This window comes from Bradyrhizobium macuxiense, from assembly GCF_007993935.1.
Taxonomy (GTDB): domain Bacteria; phylum Pseudomonadota; class Alphaproteobacteria; order Rhizobiales; family Xanthobacteraceae; genus Bradyrhizobium; species Bradyrhizobium macuxiense_A.
The window spans coordinates 179,591-205,252 of the sequence record NZ_VITY01000006.1; the positions used below are offsets into that span (position 1 = coordinate 179,591).

Annotated in this window: 25 protein-coding genes; 11 read left to right on the forward strand and 14 right to left on the reverse strand. The window is 66.2% G+C overall.

The genetic code is table 11. From position 1 onward, the window contains the following. Nucleotides 1-6: 6 nt before the first annotated feature. The gene (locus FBZ93_RS17820; RefSeq protein ID WP_146987196.1) at nt 7-648 is read right to left on the reverse strand and encodes a DUF1285 domain-containing protein; all 642 of its coding nucleotides are present in this window, start codon (nt 646-648) and stop codon (nt 7-9) included. A gap of 239 nt (nt 649-887) precedes the next feature. On the opposite strand from FBZ93_RS17820, the gene FBZ93_RS17825 reads away from it, so the two are divergent. The 6 genes from FBZ93_RS17825 (at nt 888) to FBZ93_RS17850 (ending at nt 10,802) form a co-directional block, all read left to right on the forward strand. Further along, a complete protein-coding gene (locus tag FBZ93_RS17825) occupies nt 888-1,892 on the forward strand; it encodes an AAA family ATPase (RefSeq protein ID WP_050421964.1) in 1,005 nt (334 codons plus the stop codon). After that, complete coding sequence (locus FBZ93_RS17830) at nt 1,892-2,833, forward strand: DUF58 domain-containing protein (RefSeq protein WP_146987197.1); 942 nt, start codon at nt 1,892-1,894, stop codon at nt 2,831-2,833. Before FBZ93_RS17825 ends, FBZ93_RS17830 begins: the two co-directional genes overlap by 1 nt. Beyond that, nucleotides 2,833-5,643 carry a DUF4159 domain-containing protein gene (locus tag FBZ93_RS17835; RefSeq protein ID WP_146987439.1) on the forward strand — a complete coding sequence of 937 codons (2,811 nt, stop codon included), beginning with the start codon at nt 2,833-2,835 and terminating at the stop codon, nt 5,641-5,643. The genes FBZ93_RS17830 and FBZ93_RS17835 overlap by 1 nt, the downstream gene beginning before the upstream one ends. Before the next feature lies 1 nt (nt 5,644). Then, nucleotides 5,645-7,708, forward strand: a complete 2,064-nt coding sequence (locus tag FBZ93_RS17840) for a hypothetical protein (protein ID WP_146987198.1) — start codon at nt 5,645-5,647, stop codon at nt 7,706-7,708. Between the two features lie 171 nt (nt 7,709-7,879). Then, entirely contained in the window at nt 7,880-8,305 is a 426-nt protein-coding gene (locus FBZ93_RS17845; RefSeq protein WP_146987199.1) for a DUF2946 family protein, read from the forward strand. Between the two features lie 130 nt (nt 8,306-8,435). After that, entirely contained in the window at nt 8,436-10,802 is a 2,367-nt protein-coding gene (locus FBZ93_RS17850; protein ID WP_146987200.1) for a TonB-dependent receptor, read from the forward strand. A gap of 140 nt (nt 10,803-10,942) precedes the next feature. On the opposite strand, the gene FBZ93_RS17855 is transcribed toward FBZ93_RS17850, so the two are convergent. The 3 genes from FBZ93_RS17855 to FBZ93_RS17865 form a co-directional block, all read right to left on the reverse strand. After that, complete coding sequence (locus tag FBZ93_RS17855) at nt 10,943-11,260, reverse strand: EthD family reductase (protein ID WP_146987201.1); 318 nt, start codon at nt 11,258-11,260, stop codon at nt 10,943-10,945. Between the two features lie 114 nt (nt 11,261-11,374). Next, nucleotides 11,375-11,887, reverse strand: coding sequence for a GNAT family N-acetyltransferase (locus tag FBZ93_RS17860; RefSeq protein WP_050387376.1), 513 nt, complete (start codon nt 11,885-11,887; stop codon nt 11,375-11,377). Between the two features lie 39 nt (nt 11,888-11,926). After that, nucleotides 11,927-12,331: an NUDIX domain-containing protein gene (locus tag FBZ93_RS17865; RefSeq protein WP_433995427.1), complete on the reverse strand. Its 405-nt coding sequence runs from the start codon at nt 12,329-12,331 to the stop codon at nt 11,927-11,929. A gap of 242 nt (nt 12,332-12,573) precedes the next feature. On the opposite strand from FBZ93_RS17865, the gene FBZ93_RS17870 reads away from it, so the two are divergent. Continuing rightward, nucleotides 12,574-13,461, forward strand: coding sequence for a metallophosphoesterase family protein (locus FBZ93_RS17870; RefSeq protein ID WP_146987203.1), 888 nt, complete (start codon nt 12,574-12,576; stop codon nt 13,459-13,461). A gap of 26 nt (nt 13,462-13,487) precedes the next feature. Here the strand turns inward: FBZ93_RS17870 and FBZ93_RS41100 are convergent, their stop codons facing one another. The 4 genes from FBZ93_RS41100 to FBZ93_RS17890 form a co-directional block, all read right to left on the reverse strand. Further along, nucleotides 13,488-14,258: a glycine-rich domain-containing protein gene (locus FBZ93_RS41100; RefSeq protein WP_208764025.1), complete on the reverse strand. Its 771-nt coding sequence runs from the start codon at nt 14,256-14,258 to the stop codon at nt 13,488-13,490. Between the two features lie 95 nt (nt 14,259-14,353). Continuing rightward, nucleotides 14,354-14,929 carry a hypothetical protein gene (locus tag FBZ93_RS17880; protein WP_146987204.1) on the reverse strand — a complete coding sequence of 192 codons (576 nt, stop codon included), beginning with the start codon at nt 14,927-14,929 and terminating at the stop codon, nt 14,354-14,356. A gap of 213 nt (nt 14,930-15,142) precedes the next feature. After that, nucleotides 15,143-15,352 carry a DUF4170 domain-containing protein gene (locus FBZ93_RS17885; protein ID WP_016839740.1) on the reverse strand — a complete coding sequence of 70 codons (210 nt, stop codon included), beginning with the start codon at nt 15,350-15,352 and terminating at the stop codon, nt 15,143-15,145. A gap of 2 nt (nt 15,353-15,354) precedes the next feature. Next, nucleotides 15,355-15,597 (reverse strand): hypothetical protein, encoded by a 243-nt coding sequence (locus tag FBZ93_RS17890; protein WP_146987205.1) that lies wholly within the window; start codon nt 15,595-15,597, stop codon nt 15,355-15,357. Here FBZ93_RS17890 and FBZ93_RS17895 point away from each other — a divergent pair. After that, nucleotides 15,596-17,038, forward strand: a complete 1,443-nt coding sequence (locus FBZ93_RS17895; RefSeq protein ID WP_146987206.1) for a helix-turn-helix domain-containing protein — start codon at nt 15,596-15,598, stop codon at nt 17,036-17,038. The genes FBZ93_RS17890 and FBZ93_RS17895 overlap by 2 nt on opposite strands. Nucleotides 17,039-17,040: 2 nt before the next feature. On the opposite strand, the gene FBZ93_RS17900 is transcribed toward FBZ93_RS17895, so the two are convergent. The 3 genes from FBZ93_RS17900 to FBZ93_RS17910 form a co-directional block, all read right to left on the reverse strand. Next, nucleotides 17,041-17,298, reverse strand: coding sequence for an iron oxidase (locus FBZ93_RS17900; RefSeq protein WP_146987207.1), 258 nt, complete (start codon nt 17,296-17,298; stop codon nt 17,041-17,043). A gap of 486 nt (nt 17,299-17,784) precedes the next feature. Then, on the reverse strand, nt 17,785-18,210 hold the full coding sequence (locus FBZ93_RS17905) for a hypothetical protein (protein ID WP_246667535.1): 426 nt from the start codon (nt 18,208-18,210) through the stop codon (nt 17,785-17,787). Between the two features lie 64 nt (nt 18,211-18,274). Then, the gene (locus FBZ93_RS17910) at nt 18,275-19,087 is read right to left on the reverse strand and encodes a S1 family peptidase (RefSeq protein ID WP_246667536.1); all 813 of its coding nucleotides are present in this window, start codon (nt 19,085-19,087) and stop codon (nt 18,275-18,277) included. A 383-nt stretch (nt 19,088-19,470) separates the two neighbouring features. Here FBZ93_RS17910 and FBZ93_RS17915 point away from each other — a divergent pair, with 383 nt between their 5' ends. Further along, nucleotides 19,471-20,442 carry an SPFH domain-containing protein gene (locus FBZ93_RS17915; protein ID WP_146987208.1) on the forward strand — a complete coding sequence of 324 codons (972 nt, stop codon included), beginning with the start codon at nt 19,471-19,473 and terminating at the stop codon, nt 20,440-20,442. Beyond that, entirely contained in the window at nt 20,435-20,647 is a 213-nt protein-coding gene (locus tag FBZ93_RS17920; RefSeq protein WP_146987209.1) for a toxin-antitoxin system HicB family antitoxin, read from the forward strand. Before FBZ93_RS17915 ends, FBZ93_RS17920 begins: the two co-directional genes overlap by 8 nt. Before the next feature lie 277 nt (nt 20,648-20,924). Here FBZ93_RS17920 and FBZ93_RS17925 read toward each other — a convergent pair whose 3' ends face one another. Then, a complete protein-coding gene (locus FBZ93_RS17925) occupies nt 20,925-21,371 on the reverse strand; it encodes a GYD domain-containing protein (RefSeq protein ID WP_246667537.1) in 447 nt (148 codons plus the stop codon). A 270-nt stretch (nt 21,372-21,641) separates the two neighbouring features. On the opposite strand from FBZ93_RS17925, the gene FBZ93_RS17930 reads away from it, so the two are divergent. Continuing rightward, the gene (locus FBZ93_RS17930; protein WP_146987210.1) at nt 21,642-22,592 is read left to right on the forward strand and encodes an aldo/keto reductase; all 951 of its coding nucleotides are present in this window, start codon (nt 21,642-21,644) and stop codon (nt 22,590-22,592) included. A 225-nt stretch (nt 22,593-22,817) separates the two neighbouring features. Here the strand turns inward: FBZ93_RS17930 and htpX are convergent, their stop codons facing one another. Then, entirely contained in the window at nt 22,818-23,750 is a 933-nt protein-coding gene (gene htpX / locus FBZ93_RS17935; RefSeq protein WP_146987211.1) for a zinc metalloprotease HtpX, read from the reverse strand. A 254-nt stretch (nt 23,751-24,004) separates the two neighbouring features. Then, nucleotides 24,005-25,657 (reverse strand): ATP-binding protein, encoded by a 1,653-nt coding sequence (locus tag FBZ93_RS17940; protein WP_146987212.1) that lies wholly within the window; start codon nt 25,655-25,657, stop codon nt 24,005-24,007. Nucleotides 25,658-25,662: the final 5 nt, after the last annotated feature.

The following is a 25,662-nucleotide window of genomic DNA, read 5'->3' on the forward strand; positions in this document are numbered from 1 at the left end:
GCTCGTTCAAAGTGCGCCCCTCACCTGACTGGCATCGGCCATCGCGAAAAACTCGCCGCCGGACTCGATGCCGAACATCTCCTGACCATCGACCATCCGCTCCTCGCCCATGTCAACCAGATCGTAGTAGAGCGCGCGGGTGACCTTCGCCCACAGGTCGGCGCGAACATGCAGATAGGGCGTCAATCCGCCATCTTCGGCGGCTTCGAATCTGAGGCCGTGGCCCTTCTCGCAATCCACCCAGTCATCGACGTTGGTGCGGAACCTGAGCAACCGGCCGCGCGCGTCTTCCTCGGTCTGCATTTCCACGGCGAGGAACGGTGCGTCGTCGACGCGGATGCCGACCTTCTCGACCGGTGTCACGAGAAAGTGCTTGCCGTCCTCGCGTTTCAGAATCGTGGAGAACAGCCGCACCAGCGCCGGGCGTCCGATCGGCGTTCCCATGTAGAACCAGGTGCCGTCAGGCGCGATTCGCATGTCGAGATCGCCGCAGAACGGCGGATTCCACAGGTGAACCGGCGGCAGGCCCTTGCGTCCGGCCGTATCGGATGTCGCAGCCTGGTTGGCGGCAGCAGTCAAGCCCTCGAGGCCCTTGCCTCCGAGACCCGTAGTTTCACTGCCGGAATCGCTCTGCCCTTGCTTCGCCATTGTTTGCCTTGAAGTTTCCTACCCTCAATCTGGCACGTTTGGTGCACGTATTCTGAGATGTGGTCGGGATGTCATTCTCGCCACATCGTGATGCCGGTCATACCCTGAAATACCGATAAGGTGGGGATAGTTTAATTCAACGAATACATGGCCTTCGCATAGGTTTAGCATGCGGGCCATGCGATGACGACAGATGCAGCCGCGGGAAATGCGCGCATCGCCGAGAAGGAGCGGATCGAATGGCTGGTGCAGACAGCGTCGAGAAACTGGAGGATGTGATCGTCCGTTCGGCCGAGCAGGTCGCGGGCCAGATCAAGGCCGCCAAGGAAGCGGTGTCCACGGTCATCTTCGGCCAGGACCAGGTGATCGAAAACACGCTGGTGACGATCCTGTCCGGCGGCCACGCGCTGTTGATCGGCGTCCCCGGCCTCGCCAAGACCAAGCTGGTCGAAACGCTCGGTGTCACGCTCGGGCTCGACGCCAAGCGCATCCAGTTCACGCCTGACCTGATGCCGTCGGACATCCTCGGCGCCGAAGTGCTCGACGAGAGCTCGGCCGGCAAGCGTTCGTTCCGCTTCATCTCGGGTCCGGTGTTCGCGCAGCTCTTGATGGCCGACGAGATCAACCGCGCCAGCCCGCGCACCCAGTCGGCGCTGCTGCAAGCCATGCAAGAGCAGCACATCACCATTGCCGGCGCGCGGCACGATCTGCCGAAGCCGTTCCACGTGCTCGCGACCCAGAACCCGCTCGAGCAGGAAGGCACCTATCCGCTGCCCGAGGCGCAGCTCGACCGCTTCCTGATGGAAATCGACGTCGACTATCCCGATCGCGACGCCGAGCGCCGCATCCTGTTCGAAACCACCGGCGCCGAAGAGGCGCATGCCAAGCCGTCGATGGACGCGGAGACGCTGCTCACCGCACAACGGCTGGTGCGGCGCCTGCCGGTCGGCGATTCCGTGGTCGAGGCGATCCTGACGCTGGTGCGCGCCGCGCGCCCCGGCACCGAGGGCGGCGAGGCCGGCAAGCTGATCGCGTGGGGACCCGGTCCCCGCGCCAGCCAGGCCTTGATGCTGGCGGTGCGCGCCCGCGCGTTGCTCGACGGCAGGCTCGCGCCGTCGATCGACGACGTGCTCGATCTCGCCGAGCCCGTGCTCAAGCACCGCATGGCGCTGACCTTCTCGGCGCGCGCCGAGGGCCGCACCATTCCGGACGTGATCAAGCAGTTGAAGACGCGGATCGGTTGATGGCAGCAGACAACAGGCATCAGAACGAGGAGATCCTGGCGGTCCGACGTGCAGATGGCGAAAGCCGAACGCTCGCCGCGTCGCTGCCGCGTCTGGTGCTTGAGGCCCGCCGTGTTGCCGCCAACGTCATCCATGGCCTGCACGGCCGCCGCCGCGCCGGCTCGGGCGAGAATTTCTGGCAGTACCGCCGCTTCGTCTCCGGCGAGCCGTCGCAGCGCGTCGACTGGCGCCGCTCGGCACGCGACGACCATCTCTATGTGCGCGAGCAGGAGTGGGAGGCCGCGCACACCGTGTGGATCTGGCCCGACCGTTCGCCCTCGATGGCCTTCGCCTCACGCGATGTGCGCGACAGCAAGCTGGAGCGCGGACTGATCGTCGCCTTCGCGCTTGCCGAGTTGCTCGTTGCGGGCGGCGAACGCGTCGGCATTCCCGGCCTCATGAACCCGACCGCAAGCCTCAACGTGATCGACAAGATGGCGGAAGCGATCCTGCACGACGAGACGACGCGCGCGAGCCTGCCGCCGTCCTTCGTGCCGTCGTCGCTGGCCGAAGTCGTCGTGCTGTCGGATTTCTGGTCGTCATCGGCCGAGATCACGGCGATGCTGGGCGGGCTTTCCTCCTCGGGCGCGCACGGCACCATGATCCAGGTCGTCGATCCCGCTGAAGAGACCTTCCCCTATTCGGGCCGCGTCGAATTCGTCGAGCCCGAGGCCGGCAGCGTCATCACCGCGGGCCGCGCCGAGAGCTGGGCGAGCGACTATGTCGCGCGCGTCGCGCTGCATCGCGAGCAGATTCGGACCGAGACCAACCGGCTCGACTGGTTGTTCTCGACCCACACCACCAGCCGCTCCGCGGCCGAACTGCTGCTGTTCCTGCACGCCGGCATGATGGTGAGCAAGGGCGGCGGCCGCTCAACCGTCAAGGCGGGACGCAGCGCATGATCGCAGGCCTCCCCCTCTCCTTCGCCGAACCGCTGCTGCTGCTGGGGCTGGTCAGCCTGCCGGTGCTGTGGTGGCTGCTGCGCGTGATGCCGCCGCGGCCGCGCCGGATCGAATTCCCGCCGACGCGGCTATTGTTCGACATCGCGCCCAAGGAGGAGACGCCGTCGCGCACGCCGTGGTGGCTGACGCTGCTGCGGCTCGCCGCCGCGGCGCTGGTCATCCTCGCCGCTGCCGGCCCGATCTGGAATCCGCAGACCGGCGTTGCCGCGGGCAAGCAGCCGCTGGTGATCCTGCTCGACGACGGCTGGAGCGCGGCTTCGAGCTGGGATGCGCGGATCAAGGCTGCCGACGAGTTGGTCGCCAATGCCGACAGCGACCGCCGCGGCGTCGCGCTGGTGCCGCTGTCCGAGCCCACGCGCGACATCACGCTGATGCCGGCCGGCGCCGCGCGCGTCGCGTTGCGCCAGCTTGCGCCAAAGCCCTACTCGATCGATCGCGTTGAAACCCTCAGCTCGCTGGAACGTTTCCTCAAATCGACCGGCGACTGCGACATCGCCTGGCTGTCCGACGGCGTCGACACCGGCCGCGGCAGCGAGTTCACCGAAGGTCTCGGCAAGGTGATCGAGAGCCGCAATCTGACGATCTATGCCGGCGGCGCGCAATCTGCGCAGGCGCTGGTCGCGGCCGAGAACGCCGCCGCCAAGATGACCGTGAAGGTGCTGCGCACCGAGAGCGGCATTGCGGCCGGGACCGTGCGCGCGGTCGACGCCAAGGGCTCGCCGATCGGCGAGGCCCGCTACACATTCGGCCCGCAGGACCGCGAGACCGAAGCCGCCTTCGACCTTCCGGTCGAACTGCGCAACGACATCGCGCGGCTCGAGATCGCGGGCGAGCATTCCGCCGGCGCCGTGCAGCTGCTCGACCGGCGCTGGCGCCGCCGCGCCATCGGCGTGGTCTCGGGTGCGAGCAACGACACTGCACAGCCGCTGCTGGCCTCGACCTTCTATCTCTCCCGCGCGCTGTCGCCGTTCGCCGATGTCCGGCTCGGCGATCGCGGCGCACCGCAGCAGGTGATCGGGCAATTCCTCGATCAGCGGCTGCCGATGATCGTGATGGCGGACGTCGGCACGCTGTCGCCGGAGATCCGCGACCGGCTCAACGCCTGGATCGAGCAAGGCGGCGTGCTGGTGCGCTTCGCCGGTCCTCGCCTCGCGCAGGCCGATGACGACCTCGTTCCCGTCAAGCTGCGCCGCGGCGGGCGCACGCTTGGCGGCAGCCTGACCTGGGAGAAGCCGCAACACATGGCCTCGTTCGCTGCCGACGGTCCGTTCGCGGGCCTCACCGTGCCGAAGGACATCACCGTGAGCCGCCAGGTGCTGGCCGAGCCCGACGCCGTGCTCGCGACCAAGAGCTGGGCCTCGCTGGAGGACGGCACGCCGCTCGTCACCGGCGAGCATCGCGGCAAGGGCGTGGTCAGCCTGTTCCATGTCGGCGCCGACATGCGCTGGTCGGACCTGCCGATGTCCGGCACCTTCGTCGAGATGCTGCGTCGGCTGATCGACATGTCGGGCTACACCTCGAAGCCCGGCCCGGGCGTCGCCAGCGATCCCAATGCCGAGACGGTGGCGCCGCTGCGCACGCTCGATGGCTTCGGCGCCTTCGGTCCGCCGCCCTCGACCGCCAAGCCGATGTCGGCGGACTATCGCGACCGCGGCACCGCGGATCATCCGCCCGGCTTCTACGGCACGGCCGAGAGCCCGATCGCAGTCAACACGCTGGCCTCCGCCGACCGGATAGCGCCGCTCGACACCTCGGGCCTGCGCGCCAAGCGTGCGACCTACACCAACGCCGAGCCGCGGGACCTGCGCGGCATCATGCTGTCGACGGCGCTGGCGCTGTTCCTGCTCGACGCCATCGTGGTGGCGATGCTCGGCGGCGGCCTCGCCGCGCTGATCCGGCGGCGCGCGGCGCCTGCCGTGCTTGTGTTGGCCTTCATCCTTGCGACGACGATGGCGCCCTCACCGACGCGCGCGCAGAACGCCGGCAGCGACGACTTCGCCATCAAGTCGGTGTCGCAGACCCGGCTCGCTTATGTCGTGACCGGCAATGCCGACGTCGATTCCATCGTCAAGGCCGGGATGTCCGGACTGACGCTGTTCCTCGGCCAGCGCACCGCGCTGGAAGCCGGCGATCCCGTCGGCATCGATCCCGCGCGCGACGAGCTGGCGTTCTTCCCGCTGATCTACTGGCCGATCGTGCCGGGCGCGCCGAAGCCGCCGCAGGACGCCATCAACAAGATCGACGCCTACATGAAGCAGGGCGGCACCGTGCTGTTCGACACCCGCGACGCCGTCGAAGCGCCGCCGGGCGACAACGGCGCCTCGCAGACACCGGGCATGCAGACGCTGCGCGAATTGCTGTCGACCCTCGACGTGCCCGAGCTCGAGCCTGTGCCGCGCGAGCACGTGCTGACCAAGACGTTCTATCTGCTGCGCGACTTCCCCGGCCGCTTCAACTCGGGCCAGACCTGGGTCGAGGCGCTGCCGCGCGAGGACGATGAAGAATCCGCACAGCGCCCGGCACGGGGCGGTGACGGTGTCTCGCCGATCATCATCACGTCCAACGACCTCGCCGGCGCCTGGGCGATCCGTCCCGACGGCCAGCCGATGCTGCCGCTGACGCCGGGCGAGCCCCGCCAGCGCGAATTCGCCTTCCGCGCCGGCGTCAACATCGTGATGTACACGCTGACCGGTAACTACAAGGCCGACCAGGTGCATGCACCTGCCCTGATCGAGCGGCTGGGACAATGATATGAACTACGGTATCGCGTTCACACCGCTGGTTCCCTCGATCGTGCTGTGGATCGCGCTCGGCGCGATCGTCGTCATCGCCGCACTGCTGCTGTTGTCGCGTGCGCGCGGCGCCGCGGTGCGTGTCGCAGCATTGGCGCTGATCCTGCTTGCGCTGGCCAATCCGTCCTTCACCCGCGAGGACCGCGAGCCATTGACCTCGGTCGCGGCCGTGGTGGTCGACAAGAGCCCGAGCCAGAATTTCGGCACGCGCAACCAGGAGACCGACAAGGCGCGGCAGGCGCTGGTCGACAGCCTGAAGCAGATCAAGGGCCTCGAGGTCCGCGTCGTCGAGGCCGGCCAGGCCGACGGCGAAACCGACGGCACAAAACTGTTCGGCGCGCTGACGTCGGCGCTGTCGGACGTTCCGGTCGAGCGCGTCGCCGGCGCGTTCATGATCACCGACGGCCGCGTGCATGACATTCCCGGCAACGCCCAGGCGCTCGGCTTCCAGGCCCCGGTGCACGCCCTGATCACCGGCCGCAAGGACGAGCGTGACCGCCGCATCGCGATCACGGCGGCGCCGCGCTTCGGCATCGTCGGCCAGACCCAGACCATCACCTACCGGCTCGATGACCAGGGGGTCACCGGCGAGCGCGCCAAGGTCACGATCCGCCGTGACGGCGAGGTGATCAACGAGCGCACACTGACCTCAGGTCAGACCTCCAGTGTCGACATCGACATCAAGCACGCCGGTCCCAACATCGTCGAGATCGAGGCCTCCCCGCTCGAGAACGAGCTGACGCCGGTCAACAACCGCGCCGTGGTCGCGATCGACGGCGTGCGCGACAAGCTGCGCGTGTTGCTGGTGTCCGGCGAGCCGCATGCCGGCGAGCGCACCTGGCGCAACCTGTTGAAGTCGGACCCCAGCGTCGATCTCGTGCACTTTACGATTCTGCGTCCGCCGGAGAAGCAGGACGGCACGCCGATCAACGAGCTGTCGCTGATCGCGTTTCCGACCCGCGAGCTGTTCCAGCAGAAGATCAACGAATTCCAGCTGATCATCTTCGATCGCTACGCCCGCCAGGGCGTGCTGCCGATCGCCTATTTCGACAACATCGCGCGCTATGTCCGCTCCGGCGGCGCGGTGCTGGTTTCGGCCGGCCCCGACTACGCCTCGACCACCAGCATCTGGCGCACGCCGCTGGATTCGGTGCTGCCGGCCGAGCCGGTCGGCGTCACCGAGAAGCCGTTCTATGCGCATCTGAGCGATGCCGGGAAACGCCATCCGGTGACGCGCGGGCTGGAAGGCTCGAATGCCGAGCCGCCGCATTGGAGCCGGTTCTTCCGCACCGTCGACACCCGCAACGCGATCAACCCGCCGGTCATGACCGGCGCCGACGGCAAGCCGCTGCTGCTGCTGTCGCGGTTCGGCGAAGGCCGCGTCGCGCTGCTGCTCTCCGACCAGATCTGGCTGTGGGCGCGCGGCTATGAGGGCGGCGGACCGCATCTCGATCTGCTGCGGCGGGTGTCGCACTGGCTAATGAAGCAGCCCGACCTCGACGAAGAGGCGTTGCGCATGCAGGTGCAGGGCAAGGACCTGATGGTGGTGCGGCAGACCATGGCCGACACCGTGTCGCCCGTCACCGTGACGTCGCCGAGCGGCGCCACGCATGAACTGACGCTCACCGCCGGCGATCCCGGCGAGTGGCGCGCGACCTTGCCCGCGAACGAGCTCGGCCTGTGGCAGGCCACCGACGGCACGCTGAAGGCGCTGATCAATGTCGGCCCGACCAACCCGAAGGAATTCTCGGAAGTCACCTCGACCACCGACATGCTGAAGCCGCTGGCGCAGGCGACCGGCGGCGACGCACGGCGCATCGTCGACGGATCGAGCCTCGACATGCCGCGCATCGTGCCGGTGCGCGCGTCCTCGATCTTCCGCGGCGACGGCTGGCTCGGCGTCAAGATGCGCGACGCCAGCGTGGTCAAGGGCGTCGGCGTGCTGCCGATGTTCGCCGGCCTGGTCGGCCTGCTGCTGCTGCTCGGCGGATTCGCGGCAACCTGGCTGCGTGAGGGACGCTGACACCAATAGCGCGCATATCCAATCGGCCCCGTTGCTGCAATCCCACACCAGCAACGGATCGATAAAGTGGGTCTGAACCACCGTTGACATCGCGGCCGCCGTCCGATGTTATAATGTAACATCGGACGGCCGGGGAATGAGCGCCGTGCCGATGGGTGGGGCTCTATCGGCATGAATTGGTTCCGGAGACACATCAAGACTGGCTCGCGGCTGGCGCTGTTCGCGCTCGCCGTCCAGTTCGTGCTGTCGTTCGGGCACTTCCACCCCATCGCGGCCGCGCAAGCCGCGCCCGCTGCCCAGAGCGGCCTGTCGCTGCTCGATCTCGCCTATATCGGGACCTCGGCGACGCCGGACCTCGCGGTCCAGGTGACCGGGACCGAGCCGCCCGTCAGGCACGACAACGACCGGCATCATCCCGCCGACAATTGCGCGATCTGCGCCATCATCTCGCTCGCCAGCAGCATGCTGTTCACCGCGCCGCCGGTGCTGTTGCTGCCGGAGGCTGTCGAGCTTCTGTTCCGCACCACCAATGCCGAATTCCTCCATCTGAAGTCGGCGCCCGCGGCCTTCCGTTCCCGCGCACCTCCTGTGTCCTGACATCGACTGATTGCTGCACGCCCTGAGCGGACGGCCGCGTCACAGTTGCGGCTTCCCGCGGGGCAAATCGGGATCGATCCGTCGTTTCGACGGGGGCTGGATCATCACTTCCAGCACTTGGACCAGGACAATGACACTTCAGAAGACACGGGCACTCCACATCGGAGGCGCGAGCTGGCTGCTGCTCGGCGCCATGCATGGCAGCGCGCTGGCCGACGACACGCCGACGCAACTCCCTGACGTCACGGTGACGGCGCCAAGCCCGATCCAGCGGCACCGCACTGTGCCAACGCGTGCGCCGGTTCACGTCGTCCGGGCTGCGCCGAGCCGCAACCGCGAACGCGCCGCGGCGGTGCAACCGGCGCAAGCGGCACCGGCGCCTGCGCCACAACAGGGCGTGCTGCCCGTCGTCACCGACCAGTTCGCGACTGTCACCGTGGTGCCGAACGAAGAACTGCGGCGCTCCGGCGGCGCCACGCTCGGCGATCTCTTGTTCTCCAAGCCCGGCATCACCGGGTCGAGCTTCGCGCCCGGCGCATCGAGCCGGCCGATCATCCGCGGCCTCGACGTCAACCGCGTCGGCATCGTCGAGAATGGCCTCGGCGGCGGCGGCGTCTCCGATCTCGGCGAAGATCATTTCGTGCCGATCGATCCGTTCTCGACCAACCAGATCGAGGTGGTGCGGGGACCTGCGGCGCTGCGCTACGGCTCGACCTCAATCGGCGGCGTGGTGAGCGCGACCAACAACCGGATTCCCGACGCGATGCCGACCTGCGCGGCGGCACCGTTCCAGAGCTATGGGCTGCCGGTGAAGGCGCCGCTGGCCGACGCCGGCGGCCCGGGTTGCCTCAATGTCGAGACTCGCACCTCGGTAAGCTCGGTCAATCGCGGCGTCGAAGGCGGGATGCTGCTGGATGCCGGCGGCAACAATGTCGCCGTGCATGCCGACGTCTACGGCCGCACGACCAGCGACTACAGCATTCCGAGCTATCCGTATCTGTTCGACCAGACCCGACCGGTGGGCGGCCGCCAGCCGAATTCCGCGACACAGTCGGACGGCGCCTCGGTCGGCGCGTCGTATTTCTTCCAGGGCGGCTATATCGGCGCGGCGATCACGCAGAACGACTCGCTCTACCACATCCCCGGCATCGACGGCTCCGACCACAAGACCCGGATCGACGCGCACCAGACCAAGATCGCGGTCAAGGGCGAGTACCGGCCCGATGCTGCCGCGATCGACGCCGTGCGGTTCTGGGTCGGCGCGACCGACTATCGCCACAACGAGCTCGGCCTTGCCGACCCGACCGATCTGTTCAGCGACGGCGTGCGCCAGACCTTCACCAGCAAGGAGCAGGAAGCCCGCGTCGAGGTGCAGATGATGCCGTTCAACGCACGCTTCGCAACCGTGACGACCGCGTTCGGCCTGCAGGGCGGCCACCAGGAGTTGACCGCGCCGAGCCCGGACGATCCGGGCGCGCTGTTCAACGGCCTGTGGAGCCCGAACAACAACAACCGCGTCGCGGGTTACGTGTTCAACGAGTTCAAGTTCACGGACCAAACCAAGGCGCAAATCGCGGGCCGTATCGAGCATGTCGAGCTGCACGGATCGATGCCGGATTTCCCGGCGAACTTCCTGCCCGACGGCGCGCCGCAGAGCGCGGTGTCGCGCAATCCGTCCTACACGCCGGTCAGCGGCAGCGTTGGGCTGATCCAGAACCTGCCCGGCGATCTCGTCGGCAGCATCACGGCGCAATATGTCGAGCGCGCGCCGAAGCCCGCCGAGCTGTTCTCGCGCGGCGCGCACGATGCGACCGCAACTTTCGACATCGGCAATCCGAACCTGACTATCGAGACCGCGAAATCGGTCGAGATCGGCCTGCGCAAGGCGACCGGACCGTTCCGCTTCGAGGCCACCGCCTACTACACCCGCTTCAGCAATTTCATCTATCGCCGCCTGACCGGGGTGATGTGCGGCGGTGATTTCGATTCCTGCGGCAATGGCGATCCGAGCAACGAGGCGCGCCAGGCGGTCTACTCGCAGCGGGACGCGATCTTCCGCGGCGCCGAATTCCAGAGCCAGCTCGATATCGGCGCGCTCAACGGCGGCATCTGGGGCATCGAGAACCAGTTCGACGTGGTGCGTGCCACCTTCACCGACGGCACGAACGTGCCGCGGATTCCGCCGGTGCGGCTCGGCGGTGGCGTCTACTGGCGCGACAGCAACTGGTTCACCCGCGTCAACCTGGTGCACGCGTTCGCGCAGAACGACATCGCCGTGATCGGCGAGACCCCGACCGCGGGCTACAATCTGCTGAACGCGGAGATCACCTACAACACCAAGCTCAATCAGTCATGGATCGGCGCGCGCGAGATGACGCTTGGTCTGGTCGGCAACAATCTGCTCAACCAGAACATCCGCAACTCCGTCTCCTACACCAAGGATGAGGTGCTGATGCCGGGCCTCGGCGTGCGGGCGTTTGCGAACTTGAAGTTCTGAGACAAACGTATCCCTCTGCCGTCAGCGGCAGAGGGATCTGCTGTTGCGTAGCCCGGATGGAGCGCAGCGCAATCCGGGGCAGCTATACCTGCGGCGGGACTGATCCCGGATTTCGCTTCGCTCCATCCGGGCTACAAGCGTCAGTGGCCGACGACGACTTCGCTGATCTGGATCACCGGCTGCTGGTCAGTGTAGTTCGGAATGTCGCCCAAGATCTCCTGGGCGTGCTTGCTCATACCGGCGGCGAAGGCTTCGACCGAGTCGCAGAAGATGTGGCACATCCCGACATAGGTCGCGGGTTGCCCCGGCGCGCCGCCGGCGATCCCCTTGTCGACGGTGTAGTATTTGCAGGCGTCGCCCAGCCGCGCCTTCACCAGGGGCATGTGCTTGTCGCGATAATAGTCGTGATCAAAGCGCGCGCCTGGATTGTTCGGATACATCACACTGACCTTGATCATGGCGCGCACTCTCCCTGTTGATATGACATGCGCCGGTCTTGTCCCGGCGCTTGCCTCAACTGTGCTTCAGTTTCTGATGGCGCGCAACCGTTCCCGCGATGGCCCGCGCGGATGTCAGATCGCCTTGCTCCAGTCCGGCTGGATCGGTCCAGATACGCCCTCGAACGCGCCGTCAACCAGTTCCATGACAAGCAGGCGACTGTAGTCGACCGGGCCGGGCATCGTCATCCGCCCCTTCGGCACCGGCTTGAAGCCGACTCGCGCATAATATGGTTCGTCGCCGACCAGCACGATCAGCCGATGGCCCTTGGCCCGGGCGTCATTGATCGCACGCTCGAGCAGCGCGCGGCCGACGCCGCGGCTGCGGAACGGCGGCTCGACCGTCAACGGCCCGAGCATCAGCGCCGGCGTATCGCCGATGGTGACCGGTAGCTGGCGCACCGAGCCGACCAGCAAGGTGCCGATCCGCGCGGTGAAGGAGACGTCGAGCAGATGATCGACATGCTCGCGCAGCCGGTAGGCGCTGAGCACGAAGCGGCCGGGCCCGAAGGTGCGCTCGTGCAGGCGCTCGATCGCCTGGGCGTCTTTCGGGGTCTCGGGCAGGATGGTCAGGGACAATTCGGTCATTGTGGGGCGCGGGATAGCATCTGGCGCGGGCGCGGTCCATCACCGCCATGTGGCCGGCGGCGGCCTGCCCTCGAGCACCTCCGCGATCCGCAGCCGCGTGCCGGGGGTGGTCTCCTCCGGCAGCGCGGCCGGATCGAAGAAGCCGCAGGCCACGATCTCGCGATTCGGCTCCGGCAGCCGGTCCTGCCGGTAGTTCCGGACGACATAGACCGCGACATGATCGCGCGGCGAGACATGGCTGTTGTGGAAGATGCCGTGCAGCACCGGCTCGCCGGTGAGCTCGATCCGCCCCTCCTCCTCCAGCTCGCGCCGCAGCGACTCGATAAAACTTTCGCCGACCTCGACCCCGCCGCCGGGCAGATACCAGCCGTGGACGTAGCTGTGCTTGACCAGGAACACGTTGTTGTCGGCGTCCAGCACCACGGCGCGGACCCCGAGCGTCATGCTGCGGACCAGCCGCCAGTAGAAATGAAACACCCACCTGATCTGCGGCTCGTAGCGCTTGCGTAAATCGAGCAGGACCGTCACTGAACCCTCGCCATCATGCTGTTTGATCCGTGCTTGATCCTTGCTTTGATCCTTGCGCGCCTGCGCAGCTCTTGCCAATACAGGACAGGACGTTCGGGATAGCACGACATGACCGGCTGCCGGCCACTTTTCACCGACAATCCGAAGGGAATTGCGTGATGGCAGCGTTCCGCCTCGCGCATCTGTCGGATCCACATCTGCCGCCGCTGCCGGCGGCGCGGCTGCGCGACCTCGCCGGCAAACGCGCCTTCGGCTATTTGAACTGGACGCGCAACCGTCACAAATATCACCGCCGCGACGTGCTCGATGCGCTGGTATCGGACATGCAGGCGCAGCAGCCGGACCATGTCGCCGTGACCGGCGACCTCGTCAACCTCGCGCTGGATGCCGAGTTCAATCCGGCCCGGCAATGGCTGGAGGGTGTCGGCGGCGCTGCCGACGTCACCGTGGTCCCCGGCAATCACGACGCCTATGTGCGCGCGACCCGGCATCGCTTCGTCAGCCACTTCGGCGAGTATCTGCGCGGCGACGCCGATGGCGCAGCGACGCATTTTCCGTTCGTGCGCCGCCGCGGCCCGGTGGCGCTGATCGGCGTCTCCTCGGCGGTGCCGACGCCGCCGCTGATGGCGACCGGCTGGCTCGGCCATGCCCAGCTCACAGCGCTGGAGACGATCCTCGCGCAGCTGTCGCGGGAGGATGCGTTCCGCGTCCTCCTGGTTCATCACCCGCTGCACTCCGACGGGCGCGCCAAGCGGCTGACCGATTCGCATCAATTGCTCGCGCTGCTCAAGCGGCACGGCGTCGAGCTGGTGCTGCACGGCCACGATCACATCCATTCGACGATGTGGTTCGATGGCCCCGAGCGGAAGATCCCGGCAATCGGCGTGCCGTCGGCATCGGCGCTGGCGCGCAAGCACTATCCGGCGGCGGCCTACAATCTGTTCTCGATCGAGCGCGACGGCAACGCCTGGCGCTGCGAGCAGACCGTGCGCGGCCTCGGCCATCACGACGGCATTCGCGAGCTGAAGCAAGTGCGGTTGTCCTGAAGCGCGCTGCTTTTCCGGATCAAGCGTTAATCGCCACCGCCGCCGCCACACCCGCCGCCGCAGCCGCCTCCGCTGTCGCCGCCGCCTCCACCGTCGCCACCGCCTCCATCACCGCCGCCGTGGCCGCCACCATCGCCGCCATGGCTTCCGTCGCTGCCGGCATCGCCGAAGCCCGCCGACGATCCGTCGATCGATGAGTCCGAGAAATCACCACCGCAATAGGGGCTGCTGCCGGCAATGCCGCTGCGCCGCAGCGCCTCGCAGTCGGTGTGATAGATGAAGCCGTTCGCAATGTTCAGCTTGGCATCGAGCGCGAACAACAGCGGCAGCCGCGTCGGCCTGATCGGATCGATGTTCTCGTATTTGCAGCAGTACCACCAGACCCGCCGCAGCCCTTCATTGCTCCGGCGCCGCTCCTTCACCAGCACGACGGCCGGCGTGTGATGCAGGAACGTGCCGAACGCGCGGCGGCAGAACGCGTCGTATTCGCGGGTGTAGAGAATGAATTCGTGCCAGAGATCATCGGCCGCCTGCGACGGCATCGAGACGTAGCGCTTGCCGCTCATCAGATGGGCGAGGAAGAACTGCCGCAGGCCGCGCGACACCAGCGCGCTGTCCTTGCGGGAGAAGCCGGGGTGATGTTTCTCGAGCCGGGCCAGCAGCCCCGCCGGCCATTTGAAGGTGCGGATATATTCGGCGCGCCGCAGCGTCTGCCATTTGCCGAACAGCACGGCGCTGCCGATCACGGCGCCTGCCGCCAGCACGCCGAAAAATGCCGAGGCGGGTGTTATGACCACGATGCCCCCCGCCCCTATCTGAGCATGATCTCCGCGCAAACGCGTTCCGCGTTTGTCGCGAGGGAAAACCGCTTCGCACTTTTCCGGATCATGCTTCAGAAATTCTGCACACTCGCCAACAGCGCGAAACCGAACAGCGCCAGCGCGCCGAGGATGAAGCCGAGCACGAACATGCCGACCCCGCCGCGGCGCTTCGGCGCCACCACCGGTACGGGCGGCGGCGCCGGCGGCTCGGCAACCGGAAGCGGCGTTGCCACCATCGCATGCTCGCGCTCGATCAGGCGGCGCGCCACATAGTCGGTGACCGCATCGACGATCACGGCCACGTCGTGCGATTCGGCGAGCACGATGCGGCCGAACCTCGTGTCCTGCACGAAGCGGTAGATGCGCTTGTCGCGGCCCATCAGCACATGCGCGACGACGTCGATCCAGAGCCGCGGTGTCTCGCCCTGGCTGATGCCGCGGTCGAACAAGTCGACCCTCGCCGGCACCTGCGCGAACAGCGGATCGAGCGCGTCGTTGAGGATCTCGAGCCGCGCCACTTCGGCATCGCGCAGCTCGACGACGACGCCGGTGCGGTCGGCCGCTTCGATCCGCGCCCGCCGCAGCGCCTCTCGCAGCGTCGGCCGCATCTCGCGCGCCTCGCTGCCGGTGTTCTGCGGATCGGACATGCCTTGCGGCCTCGTGGTGACGGGTTTGCTTAGCCATTAACCTATCAGCAACCATGACGTCCGCAAAGGACGTTGGTTCCCAAGCACTTAGGCGATCACTTATCCCCAGATCAAAAAACCCACGCGGTGTCCCAAAAGCGGTCGACCCCACCCGGATGAACCGGATGGGGCCGCCGTCCTTGGACGTTTTCTTAGCTCTGATAATTCTGGCGCTCAGGCCGAAACCCGCGACGGCTCCTCGACGATCGAGAAGCGCACGCCGGCCTTGTGGCGGCTCTCTTCCGAGACTTCCTTCCAGCACTCTTCGGCTTCCTTGCGGGTCTTGAACGGACCGCGGACCTGGGCGGAGCCTTCGACGAGCTTGTGGAAGTTCATCGACCCGAACTCGCCGCCGATCACCCAGAAATTGCTGCCCTTGCTCATCGTCAGTCTCCTTTGAAAAAACCGTGCTGCCTTTGCTCAGCCGCCTGAAACCTGATCCCCGCAACCTGCTCGCCGGTTCGACATTCTTGACAGAGCATCGCGAAGTGCGTGTCAGGAGATAAACGCGAAAAGCTGAAGTTCGTACAGATCCCTTGTTTTTTATTGGTGATGTCATGTAACATCTGAACTTGTAATAAATGTCGATTTGTAAATTCTGTCACAAAATAGGTCAGGAAGGCTGCCATGCCCGGCGAATCTGGAAAGAAGCTGTTCGTCGGGCCGCGGTTCCGGCGGATCCGCCAGCAATTGGGGCTGTCGCAGACCCAGATCGCCGAGGGGCTCGGCATCTCGCCCTCCTACATCAACCTGATCGAGCGCAACCAGCGCCCGGTGACCGCGCAGATCCTGCTGCGGCTGGCCGAGACCTACGATCTCGATCTGCGCGATCTCGCCACCGCCGACGAGGACCGCTTCTTCGCGGAACTCAACGAGATCTTCTCCGACCCGCTGTTCCGCCAGATCGACCTGCCGAAGCAGGAGCTACGCGACCTCGCCGAGCTCTGCCCCGGCGTGACGCATGCGCTGCAGCGACTCTACGCCGCCTATACCGAGGCGCGCCGCGGCGAGACGCTGGTGGCGGCGCAGATGGCTGACCGCGAAGGTTCGCAGTTCGACGCCAACCCGATCGAGCGGGTGCGCGACCTGATCGAGGCCAACCGCAACTATTTTCCAGAGCTCGAGACCGCGGCGGAAACTCTGCGCGACGAGCTCAACGTCCCGACCGAAGGCCTGTTCACCGCACTCGCCACGCGCTTGCGCGAAAAACATTCGATCGTCACCCGTGTCATGCCGGTCGACGTGATGCGCGAGACGCTGCGCCGTTTCGACCGCCACCGCCGGCAGCTCCTGATCTCCGAGCTCGTCGACAGCTCCGGCCGCAGCTTCCAGCTCGCGCTGCAGATCGGCTTTGTCGAATGTGGCGCGGCGATCGACGCGATCGTCAGCCGCGCCGGGCCGCTCGACGACACCGCGCGCAGGCTCTATCGCATCACGCTCGCCAATTACTTCGCGGCCGCCGCGATGATGCCCTACCAGCCGTTTCATTCCGCCGCCGAAGCCCTGAGCTACGACGTCCACGTGCTGGCGCAGCGCTTCAACGCCGGCTTCGAGCAGGTCTGCCACCGCCTCACCACGCTGCAACGGCCGAACGCGCGCGGCGTGCCGTTCTTCCTGCTGCGCGTCGACAATGCCGGCAACGTGTCGAAGCGGTTTTCCTCCGGCACCTTCCCGTTCTCCAAGTTCGGCGGCACCTGCCCGCTCTGGAACGTGCATTCGACCTTCGACATGCCCGACCGCCTGCTCAGCCAGGTGATCGAGCTGCCGGACGGCACGCGCTACTTCTCGATCGCGCAGACGGTGCGCCGGCCGGTCGCGCCCTACCCGCAGCCGCAGCCGCGCTTCGCGATCGGGCTCGGCTGCGAGATCCGTCACGCGGCCAAGCTGGTCTATGCGACCGGGATGGATCTGGAAAAGGCCGAGGGCACCCCGATCGGCGTCAACTGCCGGCTCTGCGAGCGCGAGAATTGCAGCCAGCGCGCCGAACCGCCGATCACCCGCACGCTGATCCTGGATGAAACGACGCGGCGGGTGTCGTCGTTCGCGTTTTCGAACGCGCGGGAGTTGTGAGATCAATCCACAGCGGCAAACGCCTTGCACCACCCGTCCTTGCCGATGACACCGTCCACCACCTTGCAGCCGTCGGGCGCGACGAACAGTGTGCACAGACCGCAGGAGTAGATGCCGTTCGGCGTGTCCTGATATTCGGCCTGCGGTTTTGTCATTTTGTCGGAAGCGGCTGCGCGTCGCAGCAGGAGCGCAGCGGGAAGTCCTGCGATGGCTGCGCCGACGAAAGCGCGCCGCGAGCGTGCGGGTCGTTGTTTGGCCATTGGAGTTGTGCCTCCATTTGTCAGCGGTCGAAATTGTACCCGCCATTGCAAGCGAAGCGAACAGTCCCACCGTCGCAGCCCAACACGCGGTGTCATCACCCGCGAAAGCGGGTGATCCAGTATTCCAGAGACAGCAGTGTTAGAGCCGGGAGGCCGCGGCGTACTGGATCGCCCGGTCAAGCCGGACGATGACAGGTGAGGATGGGACAAAGCTCCTCCCACGTCGTCCCTGCGAAAGCAGGGACCCATACGCCGCGGCCGGTGTTGTGAATGGGACTCGTCGTTCCGATGTGACGCATCAATCCGCATCGGTGGTTATGGGTCCCTGCTTTCGCAGGGACGACACTGAATGCCTCGCGGCGCCTGTGAGTCGCACATCCGCCGTCGGGCAAATCAGCGCCGGGGGCCACGCTCCCCTCGTCATTCCGGGCGGGCGAAGCAAGCCCCGGAATGACAAGGGGACGGACGCGCAACCGGCGCGACCACTCAAGGTTTGCGCAGATTGAGCGAGAAGCGCAGGTTGAGCGGCTGCAACATTTCCGGCGGCGGTGCCTCGCCGACATTGCCGCGCTTCAGGATGGTGCGCAGATCCTCGGTCGCGCCGGCGTCGTTGAACGCAGGAAACGTGACGCGCTCGACGGTGCCGTCCGGGTTGAGCCAGGCGCGCACCACGAGCGTCGGCGGCGGCCCGTTCTCCTTGCCGGAATGCTCGATCACCCAGTTGCGGAAGCGATTGGCGACCGTCTCGTCGGCCGCGATCCATTCCTCGAACCGGTATTTGACCAGCTTGGCGAACTGCGCCCAGGACGGCGGCGCCTGTTCGGGATTGCGAAAGTCTTGAGCATGGCCTGGCGCCGGGGAGAAGACGAGCAGGCCGAACGAGAGCACGAGCGTGCCCCGCAGAATGAGCATGGTTCTGGACAAGGGTTGACCGCAGACAGCAGGCTGACAGGACGACGCGAGAGCAACTAGTCGCTCATTGTTGCAGGCATGTGACGCGCGCCGAGATGCTGGCGGCGCGATGCGCGCGGGACGCGGTGCCGCTCATCTGCGGCCGGTCGTCCTCCTGGAAGCGCACGCCATGTGCGGCAAGAAAGGATTTGGCGTGCGCGGCATCGACCGCCAGCACACGATCGATCGTGGTCCTGCGGCTCACCACCCCTTCGACGAGGCCGCGGGAGTCCAGCACCGGCGCTCCGCTGGTGCCGAAGGTGACATTCGAGCGCAGCACGAGATGCTCGGGATCGCGCAGCGTGGTGTCGACGAACGCGTTGCCGAGGGATCCGCCATGCGCGAGCATCGGCTTCAGGCGGTCATAGGCCTCGGCGAACACCATGTCGTTGGCGACGGACGGGCTGACGCGCGGAAATACCGCTGCGAGGCCCAGCGTGCGCGGGACCTTGATCAGGGCAATGTCGCTCGCAGCCAGCGCCACGACGCGCGCTGCAACGGCGCGGCCCTCCTTGCTGACGACAATACGGGCGCAGTCCACGACTGCATGACGCGCGGTCAGCATGTGGCCGAGATCGTCGACAAAGAACGCGGTGCCGTCGAGCCGCTGGCTGACGGCAGGCGGGCCGTCGACGTCGCGCGCCAAAGGCTTCGCCGCCTCGATCTTCCGCACCGGTTGAAACGGCGAGAATGGCACCTGCGCCGCGGCCCGTTGCGGCGTGAAGCCGGTGAGCGCGCAACCGATCGCGATACCGCAGGCCAGCCGGATCATGCGGGCAGGCAATTTCGCGCGCGTCACCGATACCGCGCCGCCAACAATCGAAACCAGGTGATGCACCCTCAGACCCCAACCCTGCCCGACGCCGCCGCGCAAGCCGCGCGCTAGCAGCGTCTGTACATTACACCGCACTCTCTACTTCATTTCGCGCGGCGTAGCCGATTTTCCGAGACGACATTTTGTCGGCGATCCAAGGCGATCCAGGCACGCGCGGCGCAATGCGCGCTGCTCGGCTTGAGCGGGGATCGCAGACCCGGGTGATGGCCGCGTGCCGATCCAGCCTAGACTACCCGCGCTCCGTCCGTGTCCCACCTATGTGATTGGTCTGGCTGGAGAATACGCCGATCGCGGCATCGTCAATGGCAGCCTACTTCTGTCCGCGCTCATTTTATGATATCAAAAAATATCAGCAATTATGCTGGATGCATCAGGGGTTTGCTCCCATGACCATGCAAGACCATTCCGCTTCAGGCCTTTCCACGATCAAGGTCAGGGTCGACGACCGGCCGGCCATCCTTGTCGGCAGCGGCTATGTCGCGCTTCTGCTCGCGCTGTTCTTTCTCGTGCTCACCGTCTGGTGCGGCTACGGCGCGTTCATGCACGCCTCGACCTGGTCGCTGCTCGGCGCGCTGCTGAGCCTGATCGTCGCCATTCTGTTCGGCTCGTCGATCTATTCGCTGCAGCCGAACGAGAGCGCGGTGCTGACATTGTTCGGCGCCTACGCCGGCACGGATTCCACGCCGGGGCTGCGCGCCACCGTGCCGTTGTTCAAGATCGCGAAAGTATCGCAGCGCGTCCGCTACCATGAATGCGGCAAGCTGAAGGTCAACGATCTGATCGGCAACCCGATCGAGATCGGCGCCGTTGTGGTCTGGCGCGTCGACAACAGCGCCAAGGCGATCTTCCAGATCGACGACTATGCCGACTTCGTCGGCGCGCAGACGGAATCGGCGCTGCGCCACATCGCCGGACGCCATCCCTATGATTTCGACGAGGCGGTCGCGCATGCGGGTCCCGACGAGGCCGCCAGCCACGACCAGGTGGCCGCACGCACGCTGTCGCTGCGCGAGAGCGGCGATCAGGTCACCAACGAGTTGATCGTCGAACTCAAGGAGCGCCTTGCGGTGGCCGGCGTGACCATCAACGAAGCCTGGATCAACCATCTCGCCTACGCGCCGGAGATCGCCCCGGTGATGCTGCGCCGCCAGCAGGCGAGCGCGGTGATCGCCGCGCGCAAGCTCGTGGTCTCGGGCGCGGTCGACATCGTCAAGGAGGCGCTCGACAAGCTGAAGGAGCAGACCGACATCGATCTCGATCCCGAACGCAAGGCGGCGATGGTGTCGAATCTGCTTGTGGTGCTGGTCTCCGACAAGGATGCGACGCCGGTCGTCAACACCGGAACACTGTATGCCTAAGCGCGGGCGCCCCAAGGGGCCGGACAAGGAGCCGATCCTGCTGCGGCTCGGCGGCCCGCTGCTTGGCATCCTCGACCGGCTGGCCGCCGCGGAATTCCGCTCGCGCCAGGGCCAGATCGAAAAGCTCTTGCACGAGGCGCTGGTCCGGCGCGGCGCCTGGCCGCCAAACGCGGATGCGGAAGAGGAATCATCGGACTCCGGCTGACACACAAGCGGCCGCGACGCCGGCGTGAGTCAGATGCCGCGGCGGCTCGATTACGCGCTGCGAGCGAGGGAGCGGACGTCGCGCGACAGCACAACCGGCCGGGGCTAATGCGAGCCAGCATGCGCGCGCGACATCCGCCCGAGCTAATGCCCATCCGTTGACGCGCCCCGGATCAGCGGCACGCAACGGCCCCCGCCTCTGCGCGGGACGCTGCGAAGCGCCGCCGCGCGAGAGTGACATCAGATCGATCTGCGCCGCGTTTGGTCGTCCGTGGCCGTCAGCTGCCCGGCGGCGAGTAGGCAGCCTTGAGCTTGGCCGCGTGCTGACGCACGACCTTGATCTCGTCCTGGGTAAACAGCCGGACCAGCTTCACGTTCTGGATGGCGCCAGCCGCGACGACGATGCCGGTGATGGCAGGCGCGACGGTCGGATCCGGAACGTCGAAGATCACCATCACGCTGGGGCCGTCGGTCGCCATGCTGTACATCGAAATCAACTTGCCGCCGCCCGCCTCGATCAACTTCTTGGCCGCCTCCAATCGATTGGTGCTCGGGTTCTCCAGGATGTTGTTGATCGCACGCGGCGTGTATTCCCCTGAGAGGCAGAAATGCATGGCAATCCCTCCATCTTTGTCTGGGAATGAAAAGGCATTCACCCGGGCGTCGCCCAGGGCAGAAGGAGATTTCGTACTGAAATGAAGAAGAAAGGGCCTGCCGATGGCCATGAGCGCTGCCGCTCATTCTCCGGAATTCGGCGTAACCGGTGGCAGCTCGCCGCGCAATCTACATCAAGTGCACGGCAAATGAAATCGCGTTCCTGCGTGACGAATGAATCGATCGATGATCGATGCGGCATGGAGGGGCAGCGTGCCTGACCTGACGCGCGCGCGTGACCTCACGCCATCTCTGCATCGGCTGTCGTGACAGCGCCTTGCAAACGCTGGCGATCTGCCTCAGTGTCCGCGTCTCCCGCAAGAACAAGAGAAAGAACACTCATGAAGCATCGTCCGCTCGGCCGCTCCGGTCTCACCGTCCCTCCCCTCTGCTTCGGCTGCAACGTGTTCGGCTGGACGGTCGACGAAGCCTCGTCGTTTCGCCTGCTCGATACCGTGCTCGATCAGGGGCTGACGTTCCTGGATACGGCCGACGTCTATTCGCGCTGGGTGCCGGGCCATCACGGCGGCGAGTCCGAGACGATCATCGGCAAGTGGATGAAGGCGCGCGGCAACCGCAATCGCGTCATTCTCGCCACCAAGGTCGGCATGGATATGGGAGGCGGCAATGTCGGGCTGAAGCCGGACTACATCGCGCGCGCGGTCGAGGATTCGCTGCGACGGCTGCAGACCGATCACATCGACCTCTACCAGTCCCACAAGGACGACGAGACGACGGCACAGGAAGAGACCCTCGCGGCCTACGACAAACTGATCAAGGCCGGCAAGGTCAGGGCGATCGGCGCTTCGAACTTCTCGCCGGAGCGGCTGCAAGCTGCGCTCGATATTTCCAAGGCGAGCAACCTTCCCCGCTACGAGAGCATGCAGCCCGAATACAGCCTGGCGGAGCGGTCGAGCTACGAAGGCGCGCTGCAACGCGTCTGTGTTGAGAACGACGTCGGCGTGATCACGTTCTTCTCGCTGGCCGCCGGATTCCTGACCGGCAAATATCGCTCGGAGAGCGACTTCGCCAAGAGCCCGCGCGGGACGCGCAGCATTCCAAAATACATGAACCCGCGCGGTCTGCGCATCCTCGCCTGCCTTGACGAGGTCGCCGCGGAAACCCGCGCCGAACAGGCCGCGGTCGCGCTTGCCTGGCTGATGGCCAAGCCCGGCATCACCGCTCCGATTGCCAGCGCGACCAAGCCCGAGCAAGTCGCAACGCTGGTCGCGGCGGCGAAGCTCGAGCTCAGCAAGAACCAGGTCGAACGGCTCGATGCGGCGAGCGCATAGCGCGGCGTAATTCAGTGGAATAGCGACGACACCGTGCTCCTCTCCCCGTTCTTACCGAGAGAGGGTTGGGGTGAGGGGCTGGCTCCGCACGCACAGTGAACAGTCGGACTCGCGGAGGCTCCCCCTCACCCGGAACGCATCTAACGATGCGTTCCGACCTCTCCCCGCACGCGGGGCGAGGTGAAGTCGAGCCAGTTGCTCGATCCGAAGTAAATTCACCTAGCCTTAACCCCACGGCCCGCGTTGGCCTGACGATCCGCCCCACGGGCTCCGCGGCGGGTAGCTCGCACCAGCCGGGCGCGGCGCGGTCTGGGTGCCGAGCTCGGCGGCGAGCTGCTGCAGCGCGGCGATGCGGTTCGCGGTCGAGGGATGGGTGGCGAACAGATTGTCGACGCCGTGGCCCGACAGCGGGTTGATGATGAACATGTGCGCGGTGGCCGGATTGCGCTCGGCTTCCATGTTCGGCACCTGATGCGCCGAATTCTCGATCTTCGCGAGCGCAGACGCCAGCCACATCGGCTGACCGACGATGCGCGCGCCATAATTGTCGGCGGCGTATTCGCGGGTGCGGCTGATCGCCATCTGCACCAGCATGGCGCCGAGCGGCGCCAGGATCATCATCGCGATCGAGCCTATGATGCCGGGGCCGTTGTTGTTACGGTTGCCGCCGAAGAACATGCCGAACTGCGCCAGCATCGAGATCGCGCCGGCGATCGTCGCCGTGATCGTCATGGTCAGCGTGTCGTGATGCTTGATATGCGCAAGCTCGTGCGCGATCACGCCGGCGAGCTCCTCGCGGCTGAGCTGCTGCATCAACCCCGTAGTGACGGCAACCGCAGCGTTCTCCGGATTGCGGCCAGTCGCGAACGCATTGGGCTGCGCCTCGTCCATCACGAACACGCGCGGCATCGGGAGCGCCGCGCGCTGCGCGAGCTCGGCGACGAGATTGTAAAGGTCCGGCGCCGAGCGCGCGTCGACCTGATGGGCGCCGTACATCGACAGCACCATGCGATCGGAATTCCAGTAGGTGAACAGGTTTGTCGCAGCCGCGACGATCAGCGCGATCACGGCGCCGGTGCCGCCGCCGATCAGATAGCCGACGCCCATGAACAGCGCGGTGAGGCCGGCAAGCAGGAGCGCGGTACGAAAATAGTTCATCGTGGTTCCCTGACGGCAGGCGGAATGCTGCCACAATCGACGCCGCTGAGGTAGGGATTTTGCCGCCGACGCCGCAAGAGGAACCCGTGCGTCGCAGCGCCGCGGCGCGGATTAACGATTGGTCATGTGCGGCGATCCGTAGCCCGGATGGAGCGCAGCGCAATCCGGGAGCGATGCCTCACCCCGCGACCTGATCCGGGATTACGCTTCGCTTCATCCGGGCTACTCGCTACGAGGTCGCTACGAAAGCGCGTCTACTCCGCCGGCACCTGCGCGAGCCGTGTCCGCCGCTCGCGCAGCGCAACCCGCAGCATGCGGGCGAGCTGGGCCCGGCTGTAGGGCTTTCCGAGGAACAGGATGCCCTGCTCGAGCTTGCCGTCCTGGTCGATGGCGTTCTCGGTGTAGCCCGATGTGAACAGCACGCGCAGCCCGGGGCGGCGCCGCTCGGCCTCGGTGGCAAGCTCGCGCCCGTTCATCGCGCCGGGCATGATGACGTCGGTGAACAGGAGGTCAACCGGCGCGCCGCTATCGAGCACGGCGAGCGCCTCGGCACCGCTATTGGCCGACAGCGTGGTGTAGCCGAGGCTCTCGATCTGGGTCAGCACGTAGGAGCGCACCAGCCTGTCGTCCTCGACGACGAGCACGATCTCTTGCGCGCCGCGCGCCTCCGGCTGCCGCGGCTCGGGCACCGCGGCCGGCGAGACCGCCGCCGCGCGCGGCAGATAGAGCATGACCCTGGTGCCGCGGCCGAGCTCGCTGTCGAGCACGATGTGCCCGTTCGACTGCTTGACGAAGCCGTAGACCATGCTGAGACCCAGCCCAGTGCCCTTGCCGACGTCCTTGGTGGTGAAGAACGGCTCGAACACCTTGGCGAGATCGGCTTCCGCGATGCCTTGGCCGTTGTCGATCAGCGCGATCGCAATGTAATCGCCGGCGGCGAGCCCGTCATGGCCGTGCACATCAGACGGCTTGAGCTCGGCGGTGCGGGTCTCGATCCGCAGCTGGCCGCCCTTCGGCATCGCGTCGCGCGCGTTCAGCGCGAGATTGATGATCGCGGTGACCAGCTGGTTGGAATCGACCAGCGCGCGCGGCAGATCGGGCATCGGGTGAAAATCGATATCGACATGATCGCCGATGGTCGGTCGCAGCAGCTCGATGGTGTCGACCATCAACGCGTTGACGTCGACGTCGCTCGGCTGCAGCGGCTGCTTGCGCGCGAAGGCGAGCAGATGCCGCGTCAGCGATGCGCCGCGCTCGGCGGCGTCGCGGATCAGGGCGGTGATCTCGGTGAGCTGGCGGTTGTGGGTGACCGCCTCGGCCAGGATGTCGATGGTCCCGGTGATGACGGTGAGGATGTTGTTGAAGTCGTGCGCGATGCCGCCGGTGAGCTGGCCGACCGCTTCCATCTTCTGCGCCTGGCGGATCTTGTTCTCATTGACCTCGGCCTCGCGGAAACGCTCGAGCAGGAATTCCGAGTGCTGGCGCTGCCGTTCCTCCTCGGCGAGCGCGATATGCGCCTCGCGCAGTTGCGCCTCGGTCGGGATCGCCAGGATCTTCGGGATCAGCGGCCACAGCAGCACCGCGGTGAAGATCGAGGCGATTGCGGTCAGCGCCTTGAGCAGGCCTTCGAGACCGTAGATCGGCACCCACAGCGTGTAGATCGAGAACACATGGGTGAGACCGCAGGCCAGGATGAAGGCGGCGAACGGCCAAGCCATCCAGCCGAACTGGAAGTCGCGCCGCTTGGAGACGAGGATCGCCAGCGCAAACGGGATCGAAAAATACGAAGCGGCAATGATGGCGTCTGAAATCACATGCAGCCAGATCAGCTCGGGCTCCCACAACAGGCAGATGCCGTGTGGCGAAAATGTCGACGAATCCAACAGACGCTCGAGAAAGCTCCACATGGGTC